Consider the following 18,923-nt stretch of genomic DNA (forward strand, 5'->3'; position numbering starts at 1 on the left):
GAAAGGGGCAGGTGCAGATGAATCGCAATGAATTACGCAAGGCCGACATCAACCTGATGGTGGTCTTCGAAGCACTGATGCTCGAGCGCAATGTGACGCGGGTGGCGGAGAAGCTGTTTCTCGGTCAGCCGACCATCAGCTCGGCCCTCAACCGCTTGCGCACATTGTTCAACGACCCGCTGTTCATTCGCGTCGGCCATCGCATGGAGCCCACGGCTCGCGCCGAGGAAATTATCCAACATCTGTCGCCGGCCTTGGACTCCCTGTCTTCGGCCCTGAGCCTGACCCACGATTTTGATCCGTCCATCAGCACCATGACCTTCCGCATCGGCTTGTCCGATGACGTGGAGTTCGGCTTGCTGCCGCCGTTGCTGCGGGCCTTGCGCCAGGAAGCGCCGCAGGTGGTGTTCGTGGTGCAGCATGTGGATTACTGGCGCATCCCCGACCTGCTGGCTTCCGGCGATATCACCGTCGGCATCACCCAGACCCGCGGCCTGCCGGCGAATGCCAAGCGCAAACTATTGCGGCATATCCGCCCCTGCCTGCTGCGCGCCGATGCATCGGACACGCCGCTGACCCTTGACGAATATTGCGCACGGCCCCATGTGCTGGTGTCCCATACCGCCAACGTGGCCGGGTTTGCCGATGAGTGGCTGGCGGAAGTAGGCCGCAAACGCCATGTGGTGCTGTCGGTGCCGCAGTACAGCTCGTTGCCGGCGCTGCTTGCCGGCACCGACATGATCGCCAGCCTGCCGGACTACACCGCCCAGGCCATGGCTGCCAGCGGGAACCTGTTCTGCGAGCCGTTTCCGTTCGAAACCCCGACCCTGGACTTGTCGATGGTCTGGCTCAGCCACGTCGACACCGACCCGGCGGAACGCTGGATGCGGTCGCGGTTGGAGGCTTTCATGAGTGATCGAGGGCTGGTGAACAAAGCCTGAAGCTTTCCCTACAGGCCTGCTTAAAAACCGCTAATTCTGAAAATGCGTTTCTTGAGCGGGGTTGCTAATGAGGGGCGTACGCAAAATACGGATGCGTTGCTCGGAATGATATGCACCTGCTTCCGTAAATCTCAGGAATGCTCGCGAGCATCGCTTACAGCCCCAAATGCTTGAAATATTATAGGGAAAGAATTCAAGGCAGACAGGGGCGTCTTCAGACCAGAAATGGGTACCGTCGGGGTGGTATTCATCAAGGCTGGGGTCTTGATCTTTATCGATCGTGATTTCGCCTATGAAGCGCAAGAGGTTGCTCGCCTCGAGTACCTTGGGCAAGGTCTCCCACCCCTGCGACAAGCCTCGAATACACGCGCAGGCAGTAGACTCCGACGAAGAGCGTTCGGCGATCTGCCTGATATGGTCGGGTGTGAGTATCATTTTATGCAGTTCCAGACGGTAATAACTCAGATTCGATTTTTGCTTAGAACCAGTTTGTTCAAACAACTTTCAATTCTAGGTAAAACAAACTGCAGTATCTTCGGCATGGTGTGGATAGGCAGCTGGCAGCATGCGAAATACAACGCCATGGTAGGGGAGAGACTGACCCCAAGAGCAGACCACAATAGGCCAACATTTCTATTGCCGCCGTTGAGTGCCATGGTGAACTTCGACATCAGTGACCCGGGATATAAACAGCCCATGAGCAGTTGCAGGCAAACGTTTATGCCGTAGGCGATGGCGATCATTGAAATGGCCAACGAAGGGGTCTCCAGAATAACCTGCTGCATGCCCGCCATCGTTCCTACTGCAAAGAGGAAAAGAGCGATCACGACAATACCGTCGATAGCCAAGCCGTGTGTGGCGACGAACGTTTGCGAAAAGCGACGTATCAATATAGCAGCCCCTTCGGCTCCTCCTATCAACACGACCAGTCTGATCGCCAGATCAATAGGGTTTAAAGAGAGTGAAAGGCCGTCTGCGAATAGGTGGAGTATCAGGGGAGCGGTGATCGGGATAATTGCCATAGAGCAGAGCGCAGTCACCAGTGACATCGAAGGGTCAAGCCCGAGCATTCTTGCGACTGCTGCATTTCCGCTGGCCGGCGGGGCGGCAACAGCGATGGCTATCGCAAGGGACAGTTCCTGATTACCGCTGAGGTAAAGTGAAAGCATTCCGAAAAGATAAGGGCAAGCAACAACCATCAAGACTGGAAATATCAGGGATATTTTCAAGTTTTTTGCCGCAGTGATGACTTCAGCGTTGTTGATGCGCAGGAGCGTGCCTAGAACGAATATGAAGACCATGACGGGGAGCAACGGTCTCGCCAAATCTGCCAGATAGGGGATAGCCAATCCAATCGCGCAACCGCAGGCGAGTACGGTAGGCCCTCTGCGCGTGATTTCGGGCAGGATTCTATGCATATATGGGATTCTCGAGGCGGCGTCCCTCTCGGGACGCTTCTATTTAGTTACGCAGCGTTATTTCAGGTGTGACAGAGGGCGGTGGTGAGTTCCTGGATTGTCTTACTACCAGGCGTCCATCAATCAGGACCGAGGTGATACTTGGAAGGTCACCACTGCTGAAACTGCCCAGTACGCTGGGCTCTGCTCCACCGAGCGGCCCACACGCGATCAGAATGTCGGCTTCTCTTCCGACCTTTAGAACCCCGCGGTTCAACTTGCGTACCTTTGCAGTGTTACCCGTGGCAAAGCAGACGGCCTTTTCCGGGGGGACGTCGCCGAAACTACTGAGCAAGGCAATTGCTCTGAGCATGCCCAGCGCAGGAACGCCGCACCCGGCTGGAGAATCTGTTCCAATGACTATGCGATCAAGTTGGTTCATTTCTCGTGCGTAATTCAGTGTGGTCACTGCCGCGAACTCGTTCCCGTTATGCACGATTTCCAAGGCGCCCAGGCAGCCTTCACACAGGCACCTGATCTGGCTGGGTGCCAGTGCGGTATAACCGCCATTGATATGGCCAATGATGTCGGGCGCAATTTCAAGGATCTCTTCTGCACCCATTCTCTGCGAGGTAGAAATCGAAGGACCACCCGTGTGGGTAATGGACGTCATGCCATGCTTGCGAGCCATCTTGACCAATTCAGCTGCACGACTGACTGACTTGACAGGGCCTATCCCGACCTCTCCCAGTTGGTTGATGCCTTGGGCAACCATTTCGGCAAAGTCCTGATCCGAAAACTCGTCATTGAGCAGTGGTGCACCTGCTTCCATTTTTACCCCGCAAGGGCGCGCATTGGAAAAAGAGCGTTGGGCAGCAATTGCCATTGCGATAGTGCCGACCCTGTCGGTCGGTAGCCCTGGAACGTGCACCTCCCCGGCAGAAATCATGGTCGTTACGCCGCCCTGCAATGAGTGCCAGATCCAATTGTGGTTGCCGGAGCGTGGGCTGTATTCACCCAGAGTCGGGTGAGTGTGGTTGTCGATCAAACCCGGCATGACAGTGCTCTGTTTCGCGTCAATCACCAGATCTGCAGTTGAAAAGTCCACATCGACAGCCTGACCGACGTACGTGATCATTCCGCCCACACTGACCAGTGTGTCTGCATCAACGAGTGGTGCTGCGAGATCCCCCGTCAGGAAAGTGCCTATATTATGAATGATGGATGTATATGACTTAAGGTTCGACATTTTATTGACCTGTTATATCACCGAGTAACGGGTTCGAAGATTCGCCCGCCAGCGGTATTGAACGATCGAAAATTCCACAAGTTATTAGTTATGAACAAACGCTGGACCCAGCGGTACGCGTGCCCCGCTGGATCGAATGTGGGGGTAAAGCTGTCACGCGAATGAAGCATGAAACGGTTATTGATGTACACCAACTTGCCAGGTTGAATGTCCAATGGGCGCGCCACGCTTTTAAGTGCGTCGTAAAACCTCAACAGGCTATTCCGCGCTTCGTAATCAGCGGCAATAACCATGTCCGGGTAAAACGCGGCAGTGACTCGAGGGTGAGTCAGCGGCCCGCTCAGAATAGGGTATACATGAGTCTCTTGAGTTCTAGTGGAACTGTTCCTCCAGCGGTAGGGCTGGCGAATAATAAAATGTTTGCCATACAGCAGTTCAATATCCACTTTTTCTAGAATCTGAAGCGCTTGCCTTGCATCGGCCACCCAGGTTTTCGGGCCGACACCGCAAGGATCACCTCGAACGCCGAGAAGCAACAGGGCCAGTGGCGACGTGTCGCCACGTGAGTCATGAGCCTGAAAGGCGTTTTCAGTATGCAGGTCCAACTCCAGATCCGAACCATTGCCGGTATACTCGCCTACTGCCTCCGGATGCGGCACTAAATCATTGACCAGTTTCGGCCCCTCGTGTTTGATAGAGTAGGGTTCCGCTATCAAACTGCCCAGGGCGACCAATACGTTTTCAGAGAGATAACCACTTTTGAATTTTAAGCTGTCGGCGTCGCCTTGCGGACTGCCAAAGGCGTCATCAACAGGAAGGTTCTCAAATACACAGTAAGATGCATCGTTATCTTTGAGCGATTCCAGCTTCTTCAGAAGGCGCTGGGGGAACTTCTGATAGGCTGTCATGCGAATCAGATGGATATAGTCTCGCCCTCCTGTCGGCTCGTAGCAAATGTCTATAAGCGCGTCCCGAACACTCTCTTTTTCAACGGCTGTGAGCCAGAAGCTATTGGAAGCTCCACATGAATCGTCCACACACGCTCCTTCTAAAGATCTAATTGATTTTTCATGGCTGGAGTTATAGTTAAATGACTGGCGCCAGGTGCTGAAGTTGGTCATCTCTGAGACCATTGCTAAACAGTTCCGAGGAGGGGCTCTCGGCTCACTGTCAGTTACCCTGTTGATGGGGGCGAAACGAGCGTGCCACTTAGCCTAAGAGTTTGTCCGTGTATGCGCCGGTAAACTGATGGGTACTAAACTTACCGTCAGCATCATATGGCTGTCCTTCATCGGTGCTGACGACTCTTGATAACCGCCCACGATGATAGGCATCCAGAAAATTGAAGAAGGTGATACTTTCTTCTCTCGCGTCAGATACCCCGTAGAGTCTGAGTTGTTCGATTATTGCACTTTCCAGTTTTGGCAACATGTACCAAGGGCAGGTTGGAAAGCAGTGGTGCGCCGTATGGTAACCAAAATTCAAAATAATCAGATTGAGAAAGGTGAACTTTCTAGCCACGGGTACCGAGAATGTATTCTGGATTTCATAGAGTTTTCCATGGGTTAGCTTTTCCCCATCCACATACACCTGCTGAAAAGAATGCTGGAAACAGTCGACGAAACGTACTACGTGTATTCTGATGAAGGAGGAGGCTTGCCATACCAGCACAAGCATCAGCGAAGACCGGGCAAACGTGACGTATGCGACAGCATAAATGCAAAGGCTGCCTACACCCCTGGTTGCGTCGCGCCTGCTTCCACTGAATATCACATGGTAGATATTGATTATCTTGATCAGGTAGTAGAAGGCAGGGAGGTATATTGTTTCCGCAAAGGCGATCACCCTAAATAATCTTGGGTAAGCGATAGAAAAACTGATGCTATCGAACCCACCAATGTCGATTCTTTCGGCATGATGCCGGACATGGTCTTTTCTATATGCCTCAAACGAGAAAAAGGAGAGACCGTTGAGAAAAGACAAACACTCTCCGACTATAGAGTTGCTTTTCTTCGACCTGAATACAGCATTATGTGCACAATCATGGCTCAGGTACCACGACCAGATTTTTGCAAGGGCAATAAGGAGAATAGCGCCTGACACCGCAATAATCTGTTCACTACATGCCAGGAACATACCGGACGCAGTCAATATCGCTATCGCACTCAGCACCGTCACAGAGGGCAGTAACTTTCGCTCTTTAGCTATCGAAATGAGGAGGTTTTTCGCGTTAACGTCTTTGATAGCGCGCAGATAGTGTTCAGCATAAAGTAAAGACATTAACGCCTCTCAAGCTTTTTAGCTGGTGTGGGGGCTAGCATTGAGCAATCGACCATGCCTCTAACAGGCGTAATCACTTAGTTGCGCTCGTGGAAATGACGGCGAGGCTCGGGTATGAACGCGCGCAACATAACGCGAAAGCGTTGCACTTATCCTGGCGGCTATTGGTCTTTCACTGCTGCGTCTGGCGCCATTGATGCAGAGGCAACCGAGACCGCTGCGTTAGTATCCGGGTTCAAGTGTTGATCCCCGCTATCTGATTTGTAGCCGATCAGTATCACGCCGACGATGCAGCACAACACGCCAGCAATGTTCAAATAGGACAGTCCTTCTTTAAGAAGAAATACGCCAATGAAACCAAGGGCAATATTGATAATCGCGCCGGTAACGATATTGCCTGTACTGAGGTCCCATCCGCTGCGGTACATCATCAAGAAACCGATTTCCATCATTAAGATGCAAAATGCGATGCCTCCCTGAAGCCATGTCATTTGCTTCAGCCCGGCCAGCAAAGTTCCGCTACCCAAAAAGAACGGCAACATCAACGTAGACAGAATAACAATCGCCACATAAATACTGACAATTGAAACCAAGGGGTTGATCGTAGACGGTATTTTCTTCATGAGCATGTGATAGCCCACAGTCCCGAGTATCGCTACGATCGCTGATAGATAGAATGTATATTCTTTACCTAGCACGTTCAATGCTCCTACTAATTGGGTTCAAGTTCACGAAACGTGGTCGTTTCCAGGAAGCGCTGGTCCATGTACTCTCCGGCCACAATCGCGCCATATTTCGCAGGGCTGTCGTCTGCGCAACAACTTGGCAGGCATTCCACCTTGGCGGTGTAGTCCGGATCCATGAAAAACGCCGCCGAGTGGCGCAATTTGCCAGAGGTGTTTATTACCCTGTGCAGGGTTGCCTTGTAGCGGTCATTCGTCCAGCGAGACATTAAATCACCGACGTTGACCACAAAGGCATTTGGAATTGGCTTGACTTTGATCCAGGCGCCATCAGCACTTTGCACCTCCAATCCGCCTGTATCACTTTCCGAGATCATGGTTATCCAGCCGAAGTCTGTATGTTCTCCAGCGCCCATTGGCTCGCCATATGTATATTGAGTGGAGGGGTAGCGTAGAACTCTTAGTTGAGCCATCGGTTTCTTGAATTTATCGTCGAAGTAATCGATAGGCATATTCAGCGCAAGGGCAAATACGTTAAGCAGCTTTTTTCCGAACGCGAGCATCTGCGAGTGATATTCCGTCATCGCCAGCTTGAAGTCGGGCAATTCCTCTGGCCATACATTGGGGCCGTAAAAAGGCAGTTTCGCTTTTACGAACGCGTCGTCAAGTGGCAAGTCCGTAGCCATGTCAAATCCCTCTTTGACATCGCCCAATATGCCATCTGACTTATCTGCGCCTTCGCTAAAGTAGCCACGCATATACGCAGATTTATGAATTTCGATTTTTTCCTTGGCCTGAATAGGCAGGTCAAAAAAAGACTCAATGTGAGAGAACACCGTCGAAATAAGTGTTTCATCTACGCCGTGATTAACGACTGTGAAGAATCCGACGTCCCTGCACGCAGTGTCGATCTCCTTAACTAGGCGCGGTGATATATCTGTCCCCTGCGTCAAACTACCGACGTCAATTATGGGTATGCTTTTTTCCATAGAAGCACCATTGGCTCTAAAAAAAGGCGCAAAAAGACCTAATCCATGAATGCTGAAATGCACAGGCAGGGATAGGCCGTAAATAGGCCAGTGTCATTATTTAGACTAAGCAACTCCGCCGACCCGCAAGCGTTGTCACAAGTACTCGACGATCCGCAATCGCCAGGCTTCGTCTTACAGGCTGGGTGGCGTAGCCTAGAATTCCCTTCTATGAAAGCCGAGGCAAATCAGATAAAGTAAGCCTGGCTTAGTTTTTTTCACCATGGAAGGGGGATGACTTAATGTTCGCAAAATTGCCGTTGACAGCCATTCGAGCGTTTGAATCCGCCGCACGACTGGGTGGGTTTAAAGCAGCTTCCGCAGAGTTGTTTGTTACCCCGGCGGCGGTATCACAACAAATAAAAACACTCGAAAACTTGCTGGGTAGTATGCTTTTTGTGCGAACTCCCCACGGTGTCAAACTCACCGATAACGGTGAGAGATTATATTCAAAGGTGCATCTTTCTTTTTTGGATATAAGCAGTAGTATGTCGACGCTGAAGCCTCCGGCCGACACCAATACACTCCGAGTTTCAACCACGCCGGCATTCGCCTCGTTATGGCTGATCCCTCGGCTGGCTAAATTTTATAGTGAACATCCTGACATTCATGTAAGTATTGAAACCAGTAATGAAGTGGTCGATTTATTCCGTGACTCATCTGTGGACTTGGCTATTCGTTGTGGATTTCGCGATTTTCCAGAATTGTACAGTCAAGCGCTGATGCGCGAGCAGTTTGGCGTGTTCTCCCACGCTCACTGGAAGGAAGAAGAAGTTGAAACTTCGCTGAAACTTATAAATATACGTTGGGCTACGTCATCGCCCGCTTCAATTAGTTGGGCCGCTTGGTGCGCAGCTGCGAATCATGAAGGCTGGCTCGCAAAAGCTGTCTTGCGTGAGTACAACGATGAACATTTTGCACTCCAGGCCGCTATTGCCGGGCATGGTTTGACGCTGGCGAGCACGGTCCTGGCGGCAGACTACGTTGCCAATGGATTGCTGATTCCTTATAGACCGGACATCAAGATTCCTGGCGCGCAGTTTTCAGCCGTATGCGTTCCAGGGCGTGAACGTTCAGGAGCCGTAAAAAAGTTTCTGGCATGGATGGTCAAGGTGATAGCTAGCTGTCATGCCGATTATCAAGTTGCTCGGGATGACGCGTCGCAGACTGTCACTAAGCGCCGCGCATCACTGGCCATTTGATAATGAGGCCGACAATGCCGTGTTGCGCCTGAACCCCGTGCTGGTGGCGTGCGTGTAAGCTCGGTTCCTACAGCAAGCCCTGATCCGCGCACACCCTCACCACTTGCTCGCGAAACCAGGTATTGGCGCTGTCCTGCCCACTGGTTTCGTTCCACTGCATATCCAGAGTGAACCCCGGCAGACCGTTGGGGGCCTCGCACACACCGAACACCGGTGCCGGCGCCAGCAACTTCTGCACACGGCGGGGCAGGGTGACGATGAAGTCGGTGCCGGCAATCATCTTCAATGCCGCGCTGTAGCTGTTGGCCCGCGCGATCACCTGGCGCTTGCGGGCCTGGCGTGCGAGCCAGCCGTCGATCATGTTGGTGTCGGAGCTCCACGGCGTGGGAAATACGTGGCGACGCTCGACGAAGGACTGCAGGCTGAATGCCGGTTCCCGGGGGGCCGAGCGTTGGTCAAACACGCAGACCAGGTCGTCTTCGAGCAGCATCTGTGTCTTGAAGTCTTTATGGGCGCGGTGAAAGTGCGGGCCGAAGCAGATCACCAAGTCGAGGCGACCTTCACGCAGGTCGTCGGCGGGGATGTCGGTTTCCAGCTTTTGTACATTGACGATCACCGGCAGGTCGGCGTGGTCGAAGTGCTTCAGCAGGCGCGGCAGGATCAGTTGTTCGAAGTATTCCGGGGCGCACACATTGAAGGTCACGGCCTGCTGGGTCGGGTCGAAGGTCTGGCCACCGGCGTGACACAGGTTGATGCTTTCCAGGATCTTCTGCACATGCCCGTACATGTTGGTGGCCTTGTACGTCGGACGCATGCCAGCCCGCGTGTTGATAAACAGCTCATCCTCAAAGCTGGTGCGCAGCTTCTTCAGGCTGTAGCTCACGGTGGACTGGCTGACGAACAGCGTCTCGGACACATCGGTAACGCTGCTCTGGTCGTAGACGGCGATGAACACCATCAGATCCTGCATATCGAGCTTTCTGAGCAAGTTACTGTTTAGCATCGGTTTCGTCCGTAAACCCTTTGTACCGAATTCAGTACAAGACTGGGCAAAATGTTAACGGAACGCTCGTGCCAATAGAAAGCTCTGTAGGACCATTCAATGTTTCGTGTGGGACAAAAAATGTTTACAACACGACGTCAGCGGATATGTTGCGCGTAATGCTTCGGATCGAAGCGTACGACGATCAGCAGCATCAGCACGATCACCGCCGTCAATGACCACCAGGCCCATTCAAAGCTGCCCAGTTGGTCGCGGATCATGCCGGCGATCAGTGGCGAGAGGCCGGCGATCAGGTAACCGATGCCTTGCACAAACGCAGTCAGGCCACCCGCGCGGCGCGGGTTCTCGAGGTGGTCGAGGGACAGGATCAGGCTCATCGGAAACAGGCCGCCGATACCCAGGCCGAGCAGGCACGGCCATAGCAGGCTCCAGTGTTGCGGGCTGAGAATAAGGCCGCAGAACCCCAGGATGATCAGCACCAGCAGCACTGCGACCACGCCACGTTTGTCCTGGCGGCGGTTGGCAATCGCCGGGGTGACCAGCCCGGAGACCACTTCCATGGCAGTCAAAAAGCCCAGTAGCAAGCCGGCATTCTGTTCGCTCCAGCCCTGCTCGACGTAGTACGGCGCCAGCCACGCCAACACACAGGTGTAGGACGCGGTGCCGAGGCCGAAAAAGATCGCCAGCAACCAGGCGCGGCGATTGCCGAAGAATGATTCCTGCGCGCTAGAACCGGCTTGGGGCAATGGCGGCAAGACCGCCCGCTGCGCATACCAGAACATCAGGGCCAGCAGCGCCAGCGCCGCCCAGATTGCCAGGCCGATGCGCCAACTGCCGGTGTGCACTTGCACCAAGGGTGAGAACGACGCAGCCAGCGCGGCGCCGCCCATGATGGCGGTGACATACAGGCCCATGAACAGCGAAACGTTAGCGCTGAACCGTGACTTGATCAGCGCCGGCATCAGCGCCTGGATCAGCGCAATACCGATCCCCGCCGCAATGGCGCTGACGATCAGCTCCAGCGCCGAATCCAGGAACAGCCGCGACAAGGTCGCCACGCCGATGACCAACAGCGACAGCACAATGCTGCGATGTTCGCCCCAACGCTTGGCCAGGCCCATGCCAAAGAACATCGCCAGGCCCATGGCCATAACCGGCAACATGGTCAGCAAGGCGGCGCTGCTGAAACTCAACGGCACATCCGCACGAATCGACGACAACAACGGCCCCACGGCCGCCATCGACGGCCGCAGGTTTAGGGCGACCAGCACCACGCTGATCATCAGCCAGACAGCGGTGGTGGGTTTTGCCTGAACGTTTTCCATGGGTCTGCCTTGAGTGAACAAGGGCGGATCAGGCCATGCATGGGCGCACGGAGCAAATCAGAAAGTCGCAGGGGTTATTTAAAAATTGCAGATGCCGGGCATACCGTCTCCCACAGCCCTTGGTCGATTTCAATCAGCGTCGGCCCCTGGCGATCAGCGGCGGTACGCAATGCCGCGCGCAGAGATTCGATGCCATTGATGCTTTCTGCCGCGCAACCCATCGCCTTGGCTATGCCGATAAAATCCGGGGTGTAGATGTCCACGCCTACGGGTTCGATGGCGCGGTTGAGCATGTATTTCTTGATCTCTTCATAGCCCTGGTTATTCCACAACAACACAATCACCGGTGTACGCGCTTGCACCGCGCTGGCCAGTTCCGGCAGGGTAAATTGCAGCCCGCCATCGCCGATCAGGCACACCACGGGTTGCCCGTCACCGCGCCCGAGCCAGGCGCCGATGGCCGCGGGCAGGGCATAACCCAGGGTGCCGTAGCCGGTGGATGAGTTGAACCAGCGGCGTGGGTGGTCGAGGTTCAGGGCCAGGTTTGCGCTGTACACCGGCTGGGTGGAGTCGCCCACCAGCACGGCGCCGGGCAGTTCATCCAGGACGGTGTTGAGCAACCGCGTTTGTATGCGGGTGGCGGTATCCCAGGTGGGCTCCAGTTCGGCCCACAAACGGGCGACGCGAGCTGCGCCCCACTCGGTATTGCGCGGCGCCAGCGGCTCGCGGTTGAGTTCGGTGAGCAAGGCCTCGGCGGCGATGTGTGCGTCGGCCACCAGCGCTACCTGGGGCGGGTAGTTGCGTACGGTCTGGTCCGGGTCGATATCGACACGCAGCAGCGCGCCGGGAATCTTGAAGCCGCCGGCGAAGGTCACGTCGTAGTCGGTTTCCGCCAGTTCCGTACCGATGGCCAGCACCACATCGGCCTCGGCGATCAGGGCGCGGGTGGCCACCAGGGTTTGGGTCGAGCCGATCAACAGTGGGTGTGCTGCAGGTAGCAGGCCTTTGGCATTGATGGTCAGGGCCATGGGTGCACCGAGGGCTTCGGCCAGGCGGGTCAATTCGGGCGCGGCATCGATGGCACCGCCACCGGCCAGGATCAGTGGGCGCTTGGCGGCGCCGAGCAAGCGGCTCATCTGCTTGACCGCCGCCGGTGCCGCACCGGCGCGGGCCACGCTGACCGGCTCACTGCCCAGCAGCGCATCGGCGTTTTCCACCAACACATCCAACGGGATCTCGATGTGCACCGGGCGCGGCCGGCCCGCCTGGAACAGCGCAAATGCCCGCGCCAGCACGCCGGGCAACTCCGCCGCCGACATCAAGGTATGGGAGAACGCCGCCACGCCTGCCACCAGTGCGCTCTGGTTGGGCAACTCATGCAACTTGCCGCGCCCGCCACCCAACTGGCTGCGCGACTGCACGCTGGAAATCACCAGCATCGGGATCGAGTCGGCATAGGCCTGGCCCATGGCCGTGGTGATATTGGTCATGCCGGGCCCGGTGATGATGAAGCACACGCCAGGCTTGCCGCTGGTGCGCGCATAACCGTCGGCCATAAAGCCGGCGCCCTGTTCGTGGCGCGGGGTAACGTGACGGATACTGGAACGCGCCAAACCGCGGTACAACTCCACGGTGTGTACGCCGGGGATGCCGAACACGTGGTCCACGCCATAGCTTTCCAGAAGGTTGACCAATACTTCGCCGCAGGTCGCCATATATGTCGCTCTTGTTATGGGTTTAGGCGCTATTGGAGCGGCAGGCCGGTAGCGGCAACAATCGATAAAAAGTCATACTAGCCATGTCCCCACATCATGGCTGCGCCCCGATGAAACGCCTTCCGCCGTTGCCCGCGTTGCATACCTTTTGGGTCACCGCCCAGTGCTGCAACTTCACGCGTGCCGCCGAGCAGCTGCACATCACCCAGGGCGCGGTGAGCCGCCAGATCGCCGGGTTGGAAAACCATTTGGGCTATGCCTTGTTCCTGCGCCAGGCGCGGGGCTTGAGCCTGACCCAGGAAGGTCGCGAGTGGGCACTGCGGGTGCAGCGGGTGTTCGGCTTGATCGGCGAGGCCGTGGAGCAGATCGGCAGCCGCCGTGGGGTCGTGCAACTCAAGGCGTCCACCTGCGTCATACGCTGGCTGCTGCCGCGCTTGCTGCAATGGCAAAAGGAGCGCCCGGATGTGCCAGTGGAACTCACCACCACCGTGGCCTATACCGTGGACTTTCGCCGCGAGCCATTCGACGCGGCGGTGATCTATGCGCCCATCGCTGAGCAGGCCGCCGAGGCCCGGCATCTGTTCGATGAACAACTGACCCCGGTGTGTGCGCCGACGTTGCTGGAGGGCTTGCACACGCCGGCTGATCTGCAGCAACAGGTGCTGTTGCATCCCACGCGGGATGAACGGGATTGGGCGCTGTGGTTGAAGGCGGCGGATACGCACCTGACTAATCTCAGCCAGGGGCATCATTTCGAAACACTGGACCTGGCGATGACGGTGGCGTCACAAGGCTCCGGCGTGGCGATCGGTGATCGTGCGTTGATTGGCGAGGATCTGAAGGCAGGGCGGCTGGCAACGCCGTTTGAGCTGCGGGTGCCGACGGGGATGGGGTATTACCTGGTGTATCCGCCGGGGACGGTGCCTTCTGCTGGGTTGTTGGCCCTGATGGATTGGCTGGTCAGCCAGGCACAAATGTGGGAGGGGGCAAACCCCCTCCCACAACTTTTGAACCGCGTTGTATCAGTAACCCACGGTGAAGCGCTTACGTGAATGCTTCGGGGTCTCCACTTCATCAATCAACGCGATGGCAAAGTCGGCAAAACTGATCGAGCTTTTACCATCACCGCTCACCAGCAGATCATCCTGGCCCAGGCGGAATTTACCGGTGCGCTCGGTTCCATCGAATAGGGCGGAGGGTGACAGGAACGTCCAATCCAATTGCTTTTCCTGACGCAGGGTTTCCAGGAATTCAGCCCCCGCACTGGCCTCGGCCTTGTATTCCTCCGGGAAGCCCGGGCTGTCGATCACCCGGCTGCCGTCCGGTAGCAGCAGCGAACCTGCACCACCCACCACCAGCAAGCGTTTCACGCCGGCCTGTTTCACCGGCCCGATCACGGCGCTGGCGGGCAAGGTGGCGAAGTGCGCAGCGCTGATCACCACGTCGCTGCCGCTGATGGCTTGTTCCAGGGCATCGGCATCCAGTGCGTCGACTTGCTTGGGCGTGACGCCCGGGCGTACGCCTAGCTTGTCGGTATTGCGGGCGATGGCGGTGACGGTGTGCCCACGGCGCAGCGCTTCTTCCAGCAGTTGGCTACCGGCACGCCCGGTGGCACCAATGATTGCGATCTTGCTCATGACGTTCTCCAACAGGGTTAGGGTTTAAAACCAATCACCACTTCATTTCGCCCTTGGCAACTTTGGCGCTCAGTTCCAGCGAGCTCTCGTCGGCGAGGGTGGGGTAACGCTTTTTCATGGCCGCGATCAGGGCGGCGGAATCCTTGGCCTTGGCGGTCTCGATGTCGAACGCCTTGATGTAGTCAGCGGTGAATTTCACCGAGGCCAGCGAAGGCGTGCCCAGGTAGTGGCCCGGAATCACGGTGCTCGGCTTCAGTTCTTCAATACGCTTAAGGGTCGCCAACCAGTCTTTATGGGATTGCGCGCCCTGGGTATCCGCCATCCACAGGTGGATGTTTTCTGCGACAACCACACCACCGACCACGGCCTTGATGGAGGGGATCCACACGAAGCTGCGATCCGGCTGCGGGCCGTCGAGGCCGATCACTTCAAGCTGTTGCCCTTCAAGGGTCAGGCTATGGCCTTGCAGTACCTGCGGCACGATGGTCTTGGCCGGTTTGTCGGCACCCATTTTCGGGCCCCAGAATTCCAGCTTGCCGGCGACGGTGGCGTTGATATGGTCGACCACCGGTTGCGGGGCCAGCACCTTGGCATCGGGGAATGCGGCGGTCAGGGTGTCGAGGCCGAAGTAGTAGTCCGGGTCGCCATGGCTGATGTAGATGGTGGTCAGGTGCTTGCCGCTGGCGCGGATTTTCTGTACCAGTTGTTCGGCTTGGCCTTTGCCGAATTGCGCATCCACCAGGATCGCGTCTTTCGCGCCGCTCACCAGCACCGAGCTGACCGGGAAGATCGCGGCTTCGCCTGGGTTGTAGACGTCAAGTTTCAGCTCTGCCGCTGCGGCGTGGGCGGCGAAGGCCAGGGCAGCAGTGGCCAGGGTCAAGCGTTTGAGGGTCGAGAACATCGGGCAGCTCCTGCCATGGGTAAGGTGTGAACAGAGCTTAGTTGCATAAAACACAACAAAAAATGCGATGCTTGGACATAGTTTGTTTCTAAAATCGGGCAAATCATGGATCGTCTTCAAGCAATGCGCGTGTTTGTCACCGTGGTGGACCTGGGCAGCCAGTCCGCTGCTGCCGACCACCTCGACCTGTCGCGCCCGGTGGTTTCGCGCTACCTGGCCGAGCTGGAAGACTGGGTTGGTGCACGCCTGCTGCACCGCACCACGCGCAAGCTCAGCCTCACCGCGGCAGGAGGTGAAACCCTGCCGCGCTGCCGGCAATTGCTGGAGCTGTGCTGCGATATGCAGGCCGCCGTCAGCGAACCGGATGAGGCGCCACGCGGGCAACTGCGGCTGAGTGTCAGCACCTCGTTCGGTCAGTCACAGTTGGCTGGGGTTATCGCTGAGTACGTCAAACGCTACCCCTTGGTGACGGTTGATCTGCAAATGCTCGACCGTACCGTCAACCTGGTGGATGAACGTATCGACCTGGCCATTCGTACCAGCAATGACCTGGACCCGAACCTGATCGCCCGGCGCCTGACGGTCTGCCGTTCGGTGGTGTGCGCAACCCCGGCCTATCTGGCGGAGCACCCGGCCCCGCGAAAGGTCGAAGACCTGGCCCGGCATAACTGTCTGACCCACTCTTACTTCGGCAAAAGCCTGTGGCATTTCGAAGAGCACGGCGAACACGTGTCGGTGCCGATACACGGCAATATCACCGCCAACGAGGCCAGCACCTTGTTGCGCCTGACATTGGCCGGGGCAGGCGTGGCCATGTTGCCCAGTTACCAGGCCGGTGACTTGATCCGCAGCGGTGAACTGGTGCGTTTGCTGCCCGACGCCGAGCCGCGGCAGATGAACATCTACGCGGTGTACGCCTCGCGCAAACACATGCCCTCGGCGCTGCGCAGCCTGTTGGATTTTCTGGTGCTGCGGTTTCCCGAGGAGCCTGTGTGGGATGTCGGTCTCTAGGCCGACATAAATCTGTTGAATGGCGCCCAATAATGGCAACTCGCCCTGACTGACCTATGCTTTAAACAGCACCCTGTAGATCCGTTCAGAGGTCTGTGCCATGAGCATCAAAACCAGAAAGTACCTGACGATTTTTACCCTCTGCGCATTGGCTACGGCGCTGTATGGGACTGCCGCTTACCGCGTTGAGCAAACCCGCATGCAGCCGGCGGCTTTCGCCATCAGCTGCCATCAAGGCCAATGCGTTCCGCGCACCGGCAGTTTCAGCGCGCTCAGGTAGGCTGATCGGCTTTAAGTTGCTCGCGAAAAGCCTTGGGTGAAAAACCGACTCGACGGCGAAACAGCCGCGAGAAATTGGTCGGATCGGAAAAACCCAGCACCTCGGACATCTCATTGATGGTCATGCTGGTGTAGGTCAGCAGGCGCTTGGCTTCCAGCAACTGGCGGTCATGCATGATCTGCAACGCAGGCTGCCCGCCCAATTCCCGACATGTCCCGTTCAAATGTGAGACCGAGATGCCCAGCTTGTGGGCCAAGTCTTCAATCTTGGGGTGCTCGCGGTAATGCTGTTCGACCAATTGGGTGAAGCGCCGAAAATACTCACGACCACGCGGCGCCCGTGGATGACGGCGTTGGATCGCCTGGCGGCTGACCCACACCAGCAGCACGCTGACCAGGGCGTGCAACATCATGTCCCGGGCTGGTTGCTCGTCGGCGTATTCGTCCTGCAAGCGGGCGAACAGGTTGTTCAAGTAATCGCTGTCCTTGCCCGCCGGGTAACTGCCCAGGGTTTGCAGGCCATCGATGGTATCGCCCAGTTGCGCCTGCAAGTGGCTGACCAGCGGCGCCGATAGGGTCACCACGTAACCTTGCACATCTTCGGAAAAACGAAAGCCATGCACGCAGAGCGGGGGCAGCACTTGCAGGCTCGACTCGTTGAGCGTGGTGCGCTGGCCTTCGATCTCCAGCTGTGCCTGGCCTTTATGTACATACAGTAACTGGCACAGATCCGCGTGCCGGTGGGGCTGGATTTCCCACTGGTATTCCCGACTGCGTCGGGAAATGGTTTCGCAGTGCAACAAATCGGGAGTCGGCCACTGCTGGCTTTCCCCGTAAAGCTTGAAGACCGGAATCGCGGTTTTGGTCATGGTTTCAATCCGATACTCAGGATAGTGGTTCGGTAATCGCCCCGATTGGCGAAAAGCGCAGGCTTTGACGCAGTTTTCACCTTCTTATGCTGCTCGCTCAAGTGAAAAATGTCAGCCACAAGACCAATGACAACTCTTTCACTCTATCTGTTCGGGTGAAGCACGAAGGCCATAAAAATAATGAAAACCCTGAGAACCCAAGTCGCCATTATCGGCGCCGGTCCATCCGGATTGCTGCTCGGCCAGTTGTTGCACAACGCTGGCATCCAAACCCTTATTCTAGAGCGCCAGAGCGCTGATTACGTGCAAGGCCGCATCCGTGCTGGCGTGCTGGAGCAGGGCATGGTCGACCTGCTGCGCGAGGCTGGGGTCAGCCAACGCATGGATGCTGAAGGGCTGGTGCATGACGGTTTTGAAATTGCGCTCAATGAGCAGCTCATCCCTATCGACCTCAAGACCCTGACCGGTGGCCGGTCGGTGATGATCTACGGCCAGACCGAAGTGACCCGCGACCTGATGGCGGCCCGCGCAGCCGCTGGCGCTTGCACCCTGTACGAAGCGTCCGATGTACAGCCCCACGACCTCAACGGTGAGCAGCCCTGGCTGACGTTCGAGCATGAAGGTCAAGCCTGTCGCCTGGAGTGCGACTATATCGCCGGTTGCGATGGCTTCCATGGCGTGGCCCGCCAATCGATTCCGGCCGAGGCGTTGAAGGTGTTCGAACGGGTTTATCCCTTTGGTTGGCTGGGAGTGCTCGCTGACACGCCGCCGGTACATGCCGAGCTGGTGTACGCCAAGCACCCGCGAGGCTTTGCGCTGTGCAGCATGCGCTCACCGACGCGCAGCCGCTATTACCTGCAAGTGCCGCAGGACGAGGTCGTGGAGCAATGGTCGGATGCACGTTTTTGGAATGAGCTGAAAACGCGACTGCCCAGCGCATTGGCCGAACAGCTGGTGACCGGCCCGTCGCTTGAGAAAAGCATCGCGCCGCTGCGCAGCTTCGTGGTGGAGCCGATGCGGCACGGGCGCCTGTTCCTGCTAGGGGACGCCGCGCACATTGTCCCGCCCACCGGCGCCAAGGGCCTGAACCTGGCGGCCAGCGATGTAAGCACGTTGTTCCGGATCTTGCTCAAGGTGTATCGAGAAGGGCGCCTGGACCTGCTGGAAAAATACTCGGCGATCTGTCTGCGGCGGGTGTGGAAAGCCGAGCGGTTTTCCTGGTGGATGACTTCGATGCTGCACCAGTTCCCCCAGGCGGACGGCTTCAGCCAGCGCATTGCCGAGAGCGAGCTGGACTATTTCATTCACTCGGACGCCGGGCGCATAACCATCGCAGAAAATTACGTCGGGCTTCCATACGAGCCTATCGAATAGCCTGCTATCGTATCGAGCATTCCCGCAGG

General features: G+C 56.8%; 18 protein-coding genes. 6 read left to right on the forward strand and 12 right to left on the reverse strand.

The annotated features are described in order from the left end of the window. The first annotated feature begins 17 nt into the window (after positions 1-17). Positions 18-941 (forward strand): LysR substrate-binding domain-containing protein, encoded by a 924-nt coding sequence (locus tag FRT59_RS03995; protein ID WP_034118634.1) that lies wholly within the window; start codon positions 18-20, stop codon positions 939-941. Between the two features lie 461 nt (positions 942-1,402). Here FRT59_RS03995 and FRT59_RS04000 read toward each other — a convergent pair whose 3' ends face one another. The 6 genes from FRT59_RS04000 to FRT59_RS04025 form a co-directional block, all read right to left on the reverse strand. Further along, complete coding sequence (locus FRT59_RS04000) at positions 1,403-2,359, reverse strand: hypothetical protein (protein ID WP_034118636.1); 957 nt, start codon at positions 2,357-2,359, stop codon at positions 1,403-1,405. Between the two features lie 43 nt (positions 2,360-2,402). Next, positions 2,403-3,587 carry an amidohydrolase family protein gene (locus tag FRT59_RS04005; protein WP_153870449.1) on the reverse strand — a complete coding sequence of 395 codons (1,185 nt, stop codon included), beginning with the start codon at positions 3,585-3,587 and terminating at the stop codon, positions 2,403-2,405. Positions 3,588-3,604: 17 nt separating this feature from the next. Next, positions 3,605-4,708: a TauD/TfdA family dioxygenase gene (locus FRT59_RS04010; RefSeq protein WP_167524246.1), complete on the reverse strand. Its 1,104-nt coding sequence runs from the start codon at positions 4,706-4,708 to the stop codon at positions 3,605-3,607. An 88-nt stretch (positions 4,709-4,796) separates the two neighbouring features. After that, complete coding sequence (locus FRT59_RS04015) at positions 4,797-5,867, reverse strand: fatty acid desaturase family protein (protein ID WP_153870451.1); 1,071 nt, start codon at positions 5,865-5,867, stop codon at positions 4,797-4,799. 161 nt (positions 5,868-6,028) lie between these two features. Further along, positions 6,029-6,565 (reverse strand): hypothetical protein, encoded by a 537-nt coding sequence (locus FRT59_RS04020; protein WP_052224559.1) that lies wholly within the window; start codon positions 6,563-6,565, stop codon positions 6,029-6,031. Between the two features lie 14 nt (positions 6,566-6,579). After that, entirely contained in the window at positions 6,580-7,539 is a 960-nt protein-coding gene (locus tag FRT59_RS04025; RefSeq protein WP_153870452.1) for an isopenicillin N synthase family dioxygenase, read from the reverse strand. A 281-nt stretch (positions 7,540-7,820) separates the two neighbouring features. On the opposite strand from FRT59_RS04025, the gene FRT59_RS04030 reads away from it, so the two are divergent. Further along, on the forward strand, positions 7,821-8,780 hold the full coding sequence (locus FRT59_RS04030; RefSeq protein WP_153870453.1) for a LysR substrate-binding domain-containing protein: 960 nt from the start codon (positions 7,821-7,823) through the stop codon (positions 8,778-8,780). A gap of 67 nt (positions 8,781-8,847) precedes the next feature. Here the strand turns inward: FRT59_RS04030 and FRT59_RS04035 are convergent, their stop codons facing one another. The 3 genes from FRT59_RS04035 to FRT59_RS04045 form a co-directional block, all read right to left on the reverse strand. Further along, positions 8,848-9,783 carry a LysR family transcriptional regulator gene (locus FRT59_RS04035; protein ID WP_034118641.1) on the reverse strand — a complete coding sequence of 312 codons (936 nt, stop codon included), beginning with the start codon at positions 9,781-9,783 and terminating at the stop codon, positions 8,848-8,850. 137 nt (positions 9,784-9,920) lie between these two features. After that, positions 9,921-11,108 (reverse strand): cyanate transporter, encoded by a 1,188-nt coding sequence (locus tag FRT59_RS04040; RefSeq protein ID WP_153870454.1) that lies wholly within the window; start codon positions 11,106-11,108, stop codon positions 9,921-9,923. 74 nt (positions 11,109-11,182) lie between these two features. Then, the gene (locus FRT59_RS04045) at positions 11,183-12,823 is read right to left on the reverse strand and encodes a 5-guanidino-2-oxopentanoate decarboxylase (protein ID WP_153870455.1); all 1,641 of its coding nucleotides are present in this window, start codon (positions 12,821-12,823) and stop codon (positions 11,183-11,185) included. Between the two features lie 110 nt (positions 12,824-12,933). Between FRT59_RS04045 and FRT59_RS04050 the strand changes: the two genes are divergently transcribed. Next, the gene (locus FRT59_RS04050; RefSeq protein ID WP_233094149.1) at positions 12,934-13,875 is read left to right on the forward strand and encodes a LysR substrate-binding domain-containing protein; all 942 of its coding nucleotides are present in this window, start codon (positions 12,934-12,936) and stop codon (positions 13,873-13,875) included. Here FRT59_RS04050 and FRT59_RS04055 read toward each other — a convergent pair. After that, on the reverse strand, positions 13,846-14,460 hold the full coding sequence (locus tag FRT59_RS04055) for an NAD(P)-dependent oxidoreductase (protein ID WP_153870456.1): 615 nt from the start codon (positions 14,458-14,460) through the stop codon (positions 13,846-13,848). The genes FRT59_RS04050 and FRT59_RS04055 overlap by 30 nt on opposite strands. Before the next feature lie 34 nt (positions 14,461-14,494). Next, positions 14,495-15,361 (reverse strand): MBL fold metallo-hydrolase, encoded by an 867-nt coding sequence (locus FRT59_RS04060; RefSeq protein ID WP_153870457.1) that lies wholly within the window; start codon positions 15,359-15,361, stop codon positions 14,495-14,497. A 105-nt stretch (positions 15,362-15,466) separates the two neighbouring features. Between FRT59_RS04060 and FRT59_RS04065 the strand changes: the two genes are divergently transcribed. Then, positions 15,467-16,372, forward strand: coding sequence for a LysR family transcriptional regulator (locus FRT59_RS04065; RefSeq protein WP_153870458.1), 906 nt, complete (start codon positions 15,467-15,469; stop codon positions 16,370-16,372). 100 nt (positions 16,373-16,472) lie between these two features. Beyond that, a complete protein-coding gene (locus FRT59_RS04070; RefSeq protein ID WP_034118647.1) occupies positions 16,473-16,652 on the forward strand; it encodes a hypothetical protein in 180 nt (59 codons plus the stop codon). Here FRT59_RS04070 and FRT59_RS04075 read toward each other — a convergent pair. After that, entirely contained in the window at positions 16,645-17,520 is an 876-nt protein-coding gene (locus FRT59_RS04075; RefSeq protein ID WP_034118648.1) for a helix-turn-helix domain-containing protein, read from the reverse strand. The genes FRT59_RS04070 and FRT59_RS04075 overlap by 8 nt on opposite strands. Before the next feature lie 189 nt (positions 17,521-17,709). Here FRT59_RS04075 and pobA point away from each other — a divergent pair, with 189 nt between their 5' ends. After that, on the forward strand, positions 17,710-18,894 hold the full coding sequence (gene pobA, locus FRT59_RS04080) for a 4-hydroxybenzoate 3-monooxygenase (RefSeq protein WP_198809605.1): 1,185 nt from the start codon (positions 17,710-17,712) through the stop codon (positions 18,892-18,894). Positions 18,895-18,923: the final 29 nt, after the last annotated feature.

The sequence above is a fragment of the Pseudomonas haemolytica genome, assembly GCF_009659625.1.
Lineage (GTDB): Bacteria > Pseudomonadota > Gammaproteobacteria > Pseudomonadales > Pseudomonadaceae > Aquipseudomonas > Aquipseudomonas haemolytica.

Coding starts and splice junctions, on each gene's coding strand:
- FRT59_RS03995 (WP_034118634.1), top strand. CDS start 18: ATGAATCGCAATGAATTACGCAAGGCCGACATCAACCTGATGGTGGTC.
- FRT59_RS04050 (WP_233094149.1), top strand. CDS start 12,934: ATGAAACGCCTTCCGCCGTTGCCCGCGTTGCATACCTTTTGGGTCACC.
- FRT59_RS04070 (WP_034118647.1), top strand. CDS start 16,473: ATGAGCATCAAAACCAGAAAGTACCTGACGATTTTTACCCTCTGCGCA.
- FRT59_RS04040 (WP_153870454.1), bottom strand. CDS start 11,108: ATGGAAAACGTTCAGGCAAAACCCACCACCGCTGTCTGGCTGATGATC.
- FRT59_RS04015 (WP_153870451.1), bottom strand. CDS start 5,867: ATGTCTTTACTTTATGCTGAACACTATCTGCGCGCTATCAAAGACGTT.
- FRT59_RS04045 (WP_153870455.1), bottom strand. CDS start 12,823: ATGGCGACCTGCGGCGAAGTATTGGTCAACCTTCTGGAAAGCTATGGC.
- FRT59_RS04000 (WP_034118636.1), bottom strand. CDS start 2,359: ATGCATAGAATCCTGCCCGAAATCACGCGCAGAGGGCCTACCGTACTC.
- FRT59_RS04010 (WP_167524246.1), bottom strand. CDS start 4,708: ATGACCAACTTCAGCACCTGGCGCCAGTCATTTAACTATAACTCCAGC.
- FRT59_RS04035 (WP_034118641.1), bottom strand. CDS start 9,783: ATGCTAAACAGTAACTTGCTCAGAAAGCTCGATATGCAGGATCTGATG.
- FRT59_RS04025 (WP_153870452.1), bottom strand. CDS start 7,539: ATGGAAAAAAGCATACCCATAATTGACGTCGGTAGTTTGACGCAGGGG.
- FRT59_RS04065 (WP_153870458.1), top strand. CDS start 15,467: ATGGATCGTCTTCAAGCAATGCGCGTGTTTGTCACCGTGGTGGACCTG.
- FRT59_RS04075 (WP_034118648.1), bottom strand. CDS start 17,520: ATGACCAAAACCGCGATTCCGGTCTTCAAGCTTTACGGGGAAAGCCAG.
- FRT59_RS04005 (WP_153870449.1), bottom strand. CDS start 3,587: ATGTCGAACCTTAAGTCATATACATCCATCATTCATAATATAGGCACT.
- FRT59_RS04030 (WP_153870453.1), top strand. CDS start 7,821: ATGTTCGCAAAATTGCCGTTGACAGCCATTCGAGCGTTTGAATCCGCC.
- FRT59_RS04060 (WP_153870457.1), bottom strand. CDS start 15,361: ATGTTCTCGACCCTCAAACGCTTGACCCTGGCCACTGCTGCCCTGGCC.
- FRT59_RS04055 (WP_153870456.1), bottom strand. CDS start 14,460: ATGAGCAAGATCGCAATCATTGGTGCCACCGGGCGTGCCGGTAGCCAA.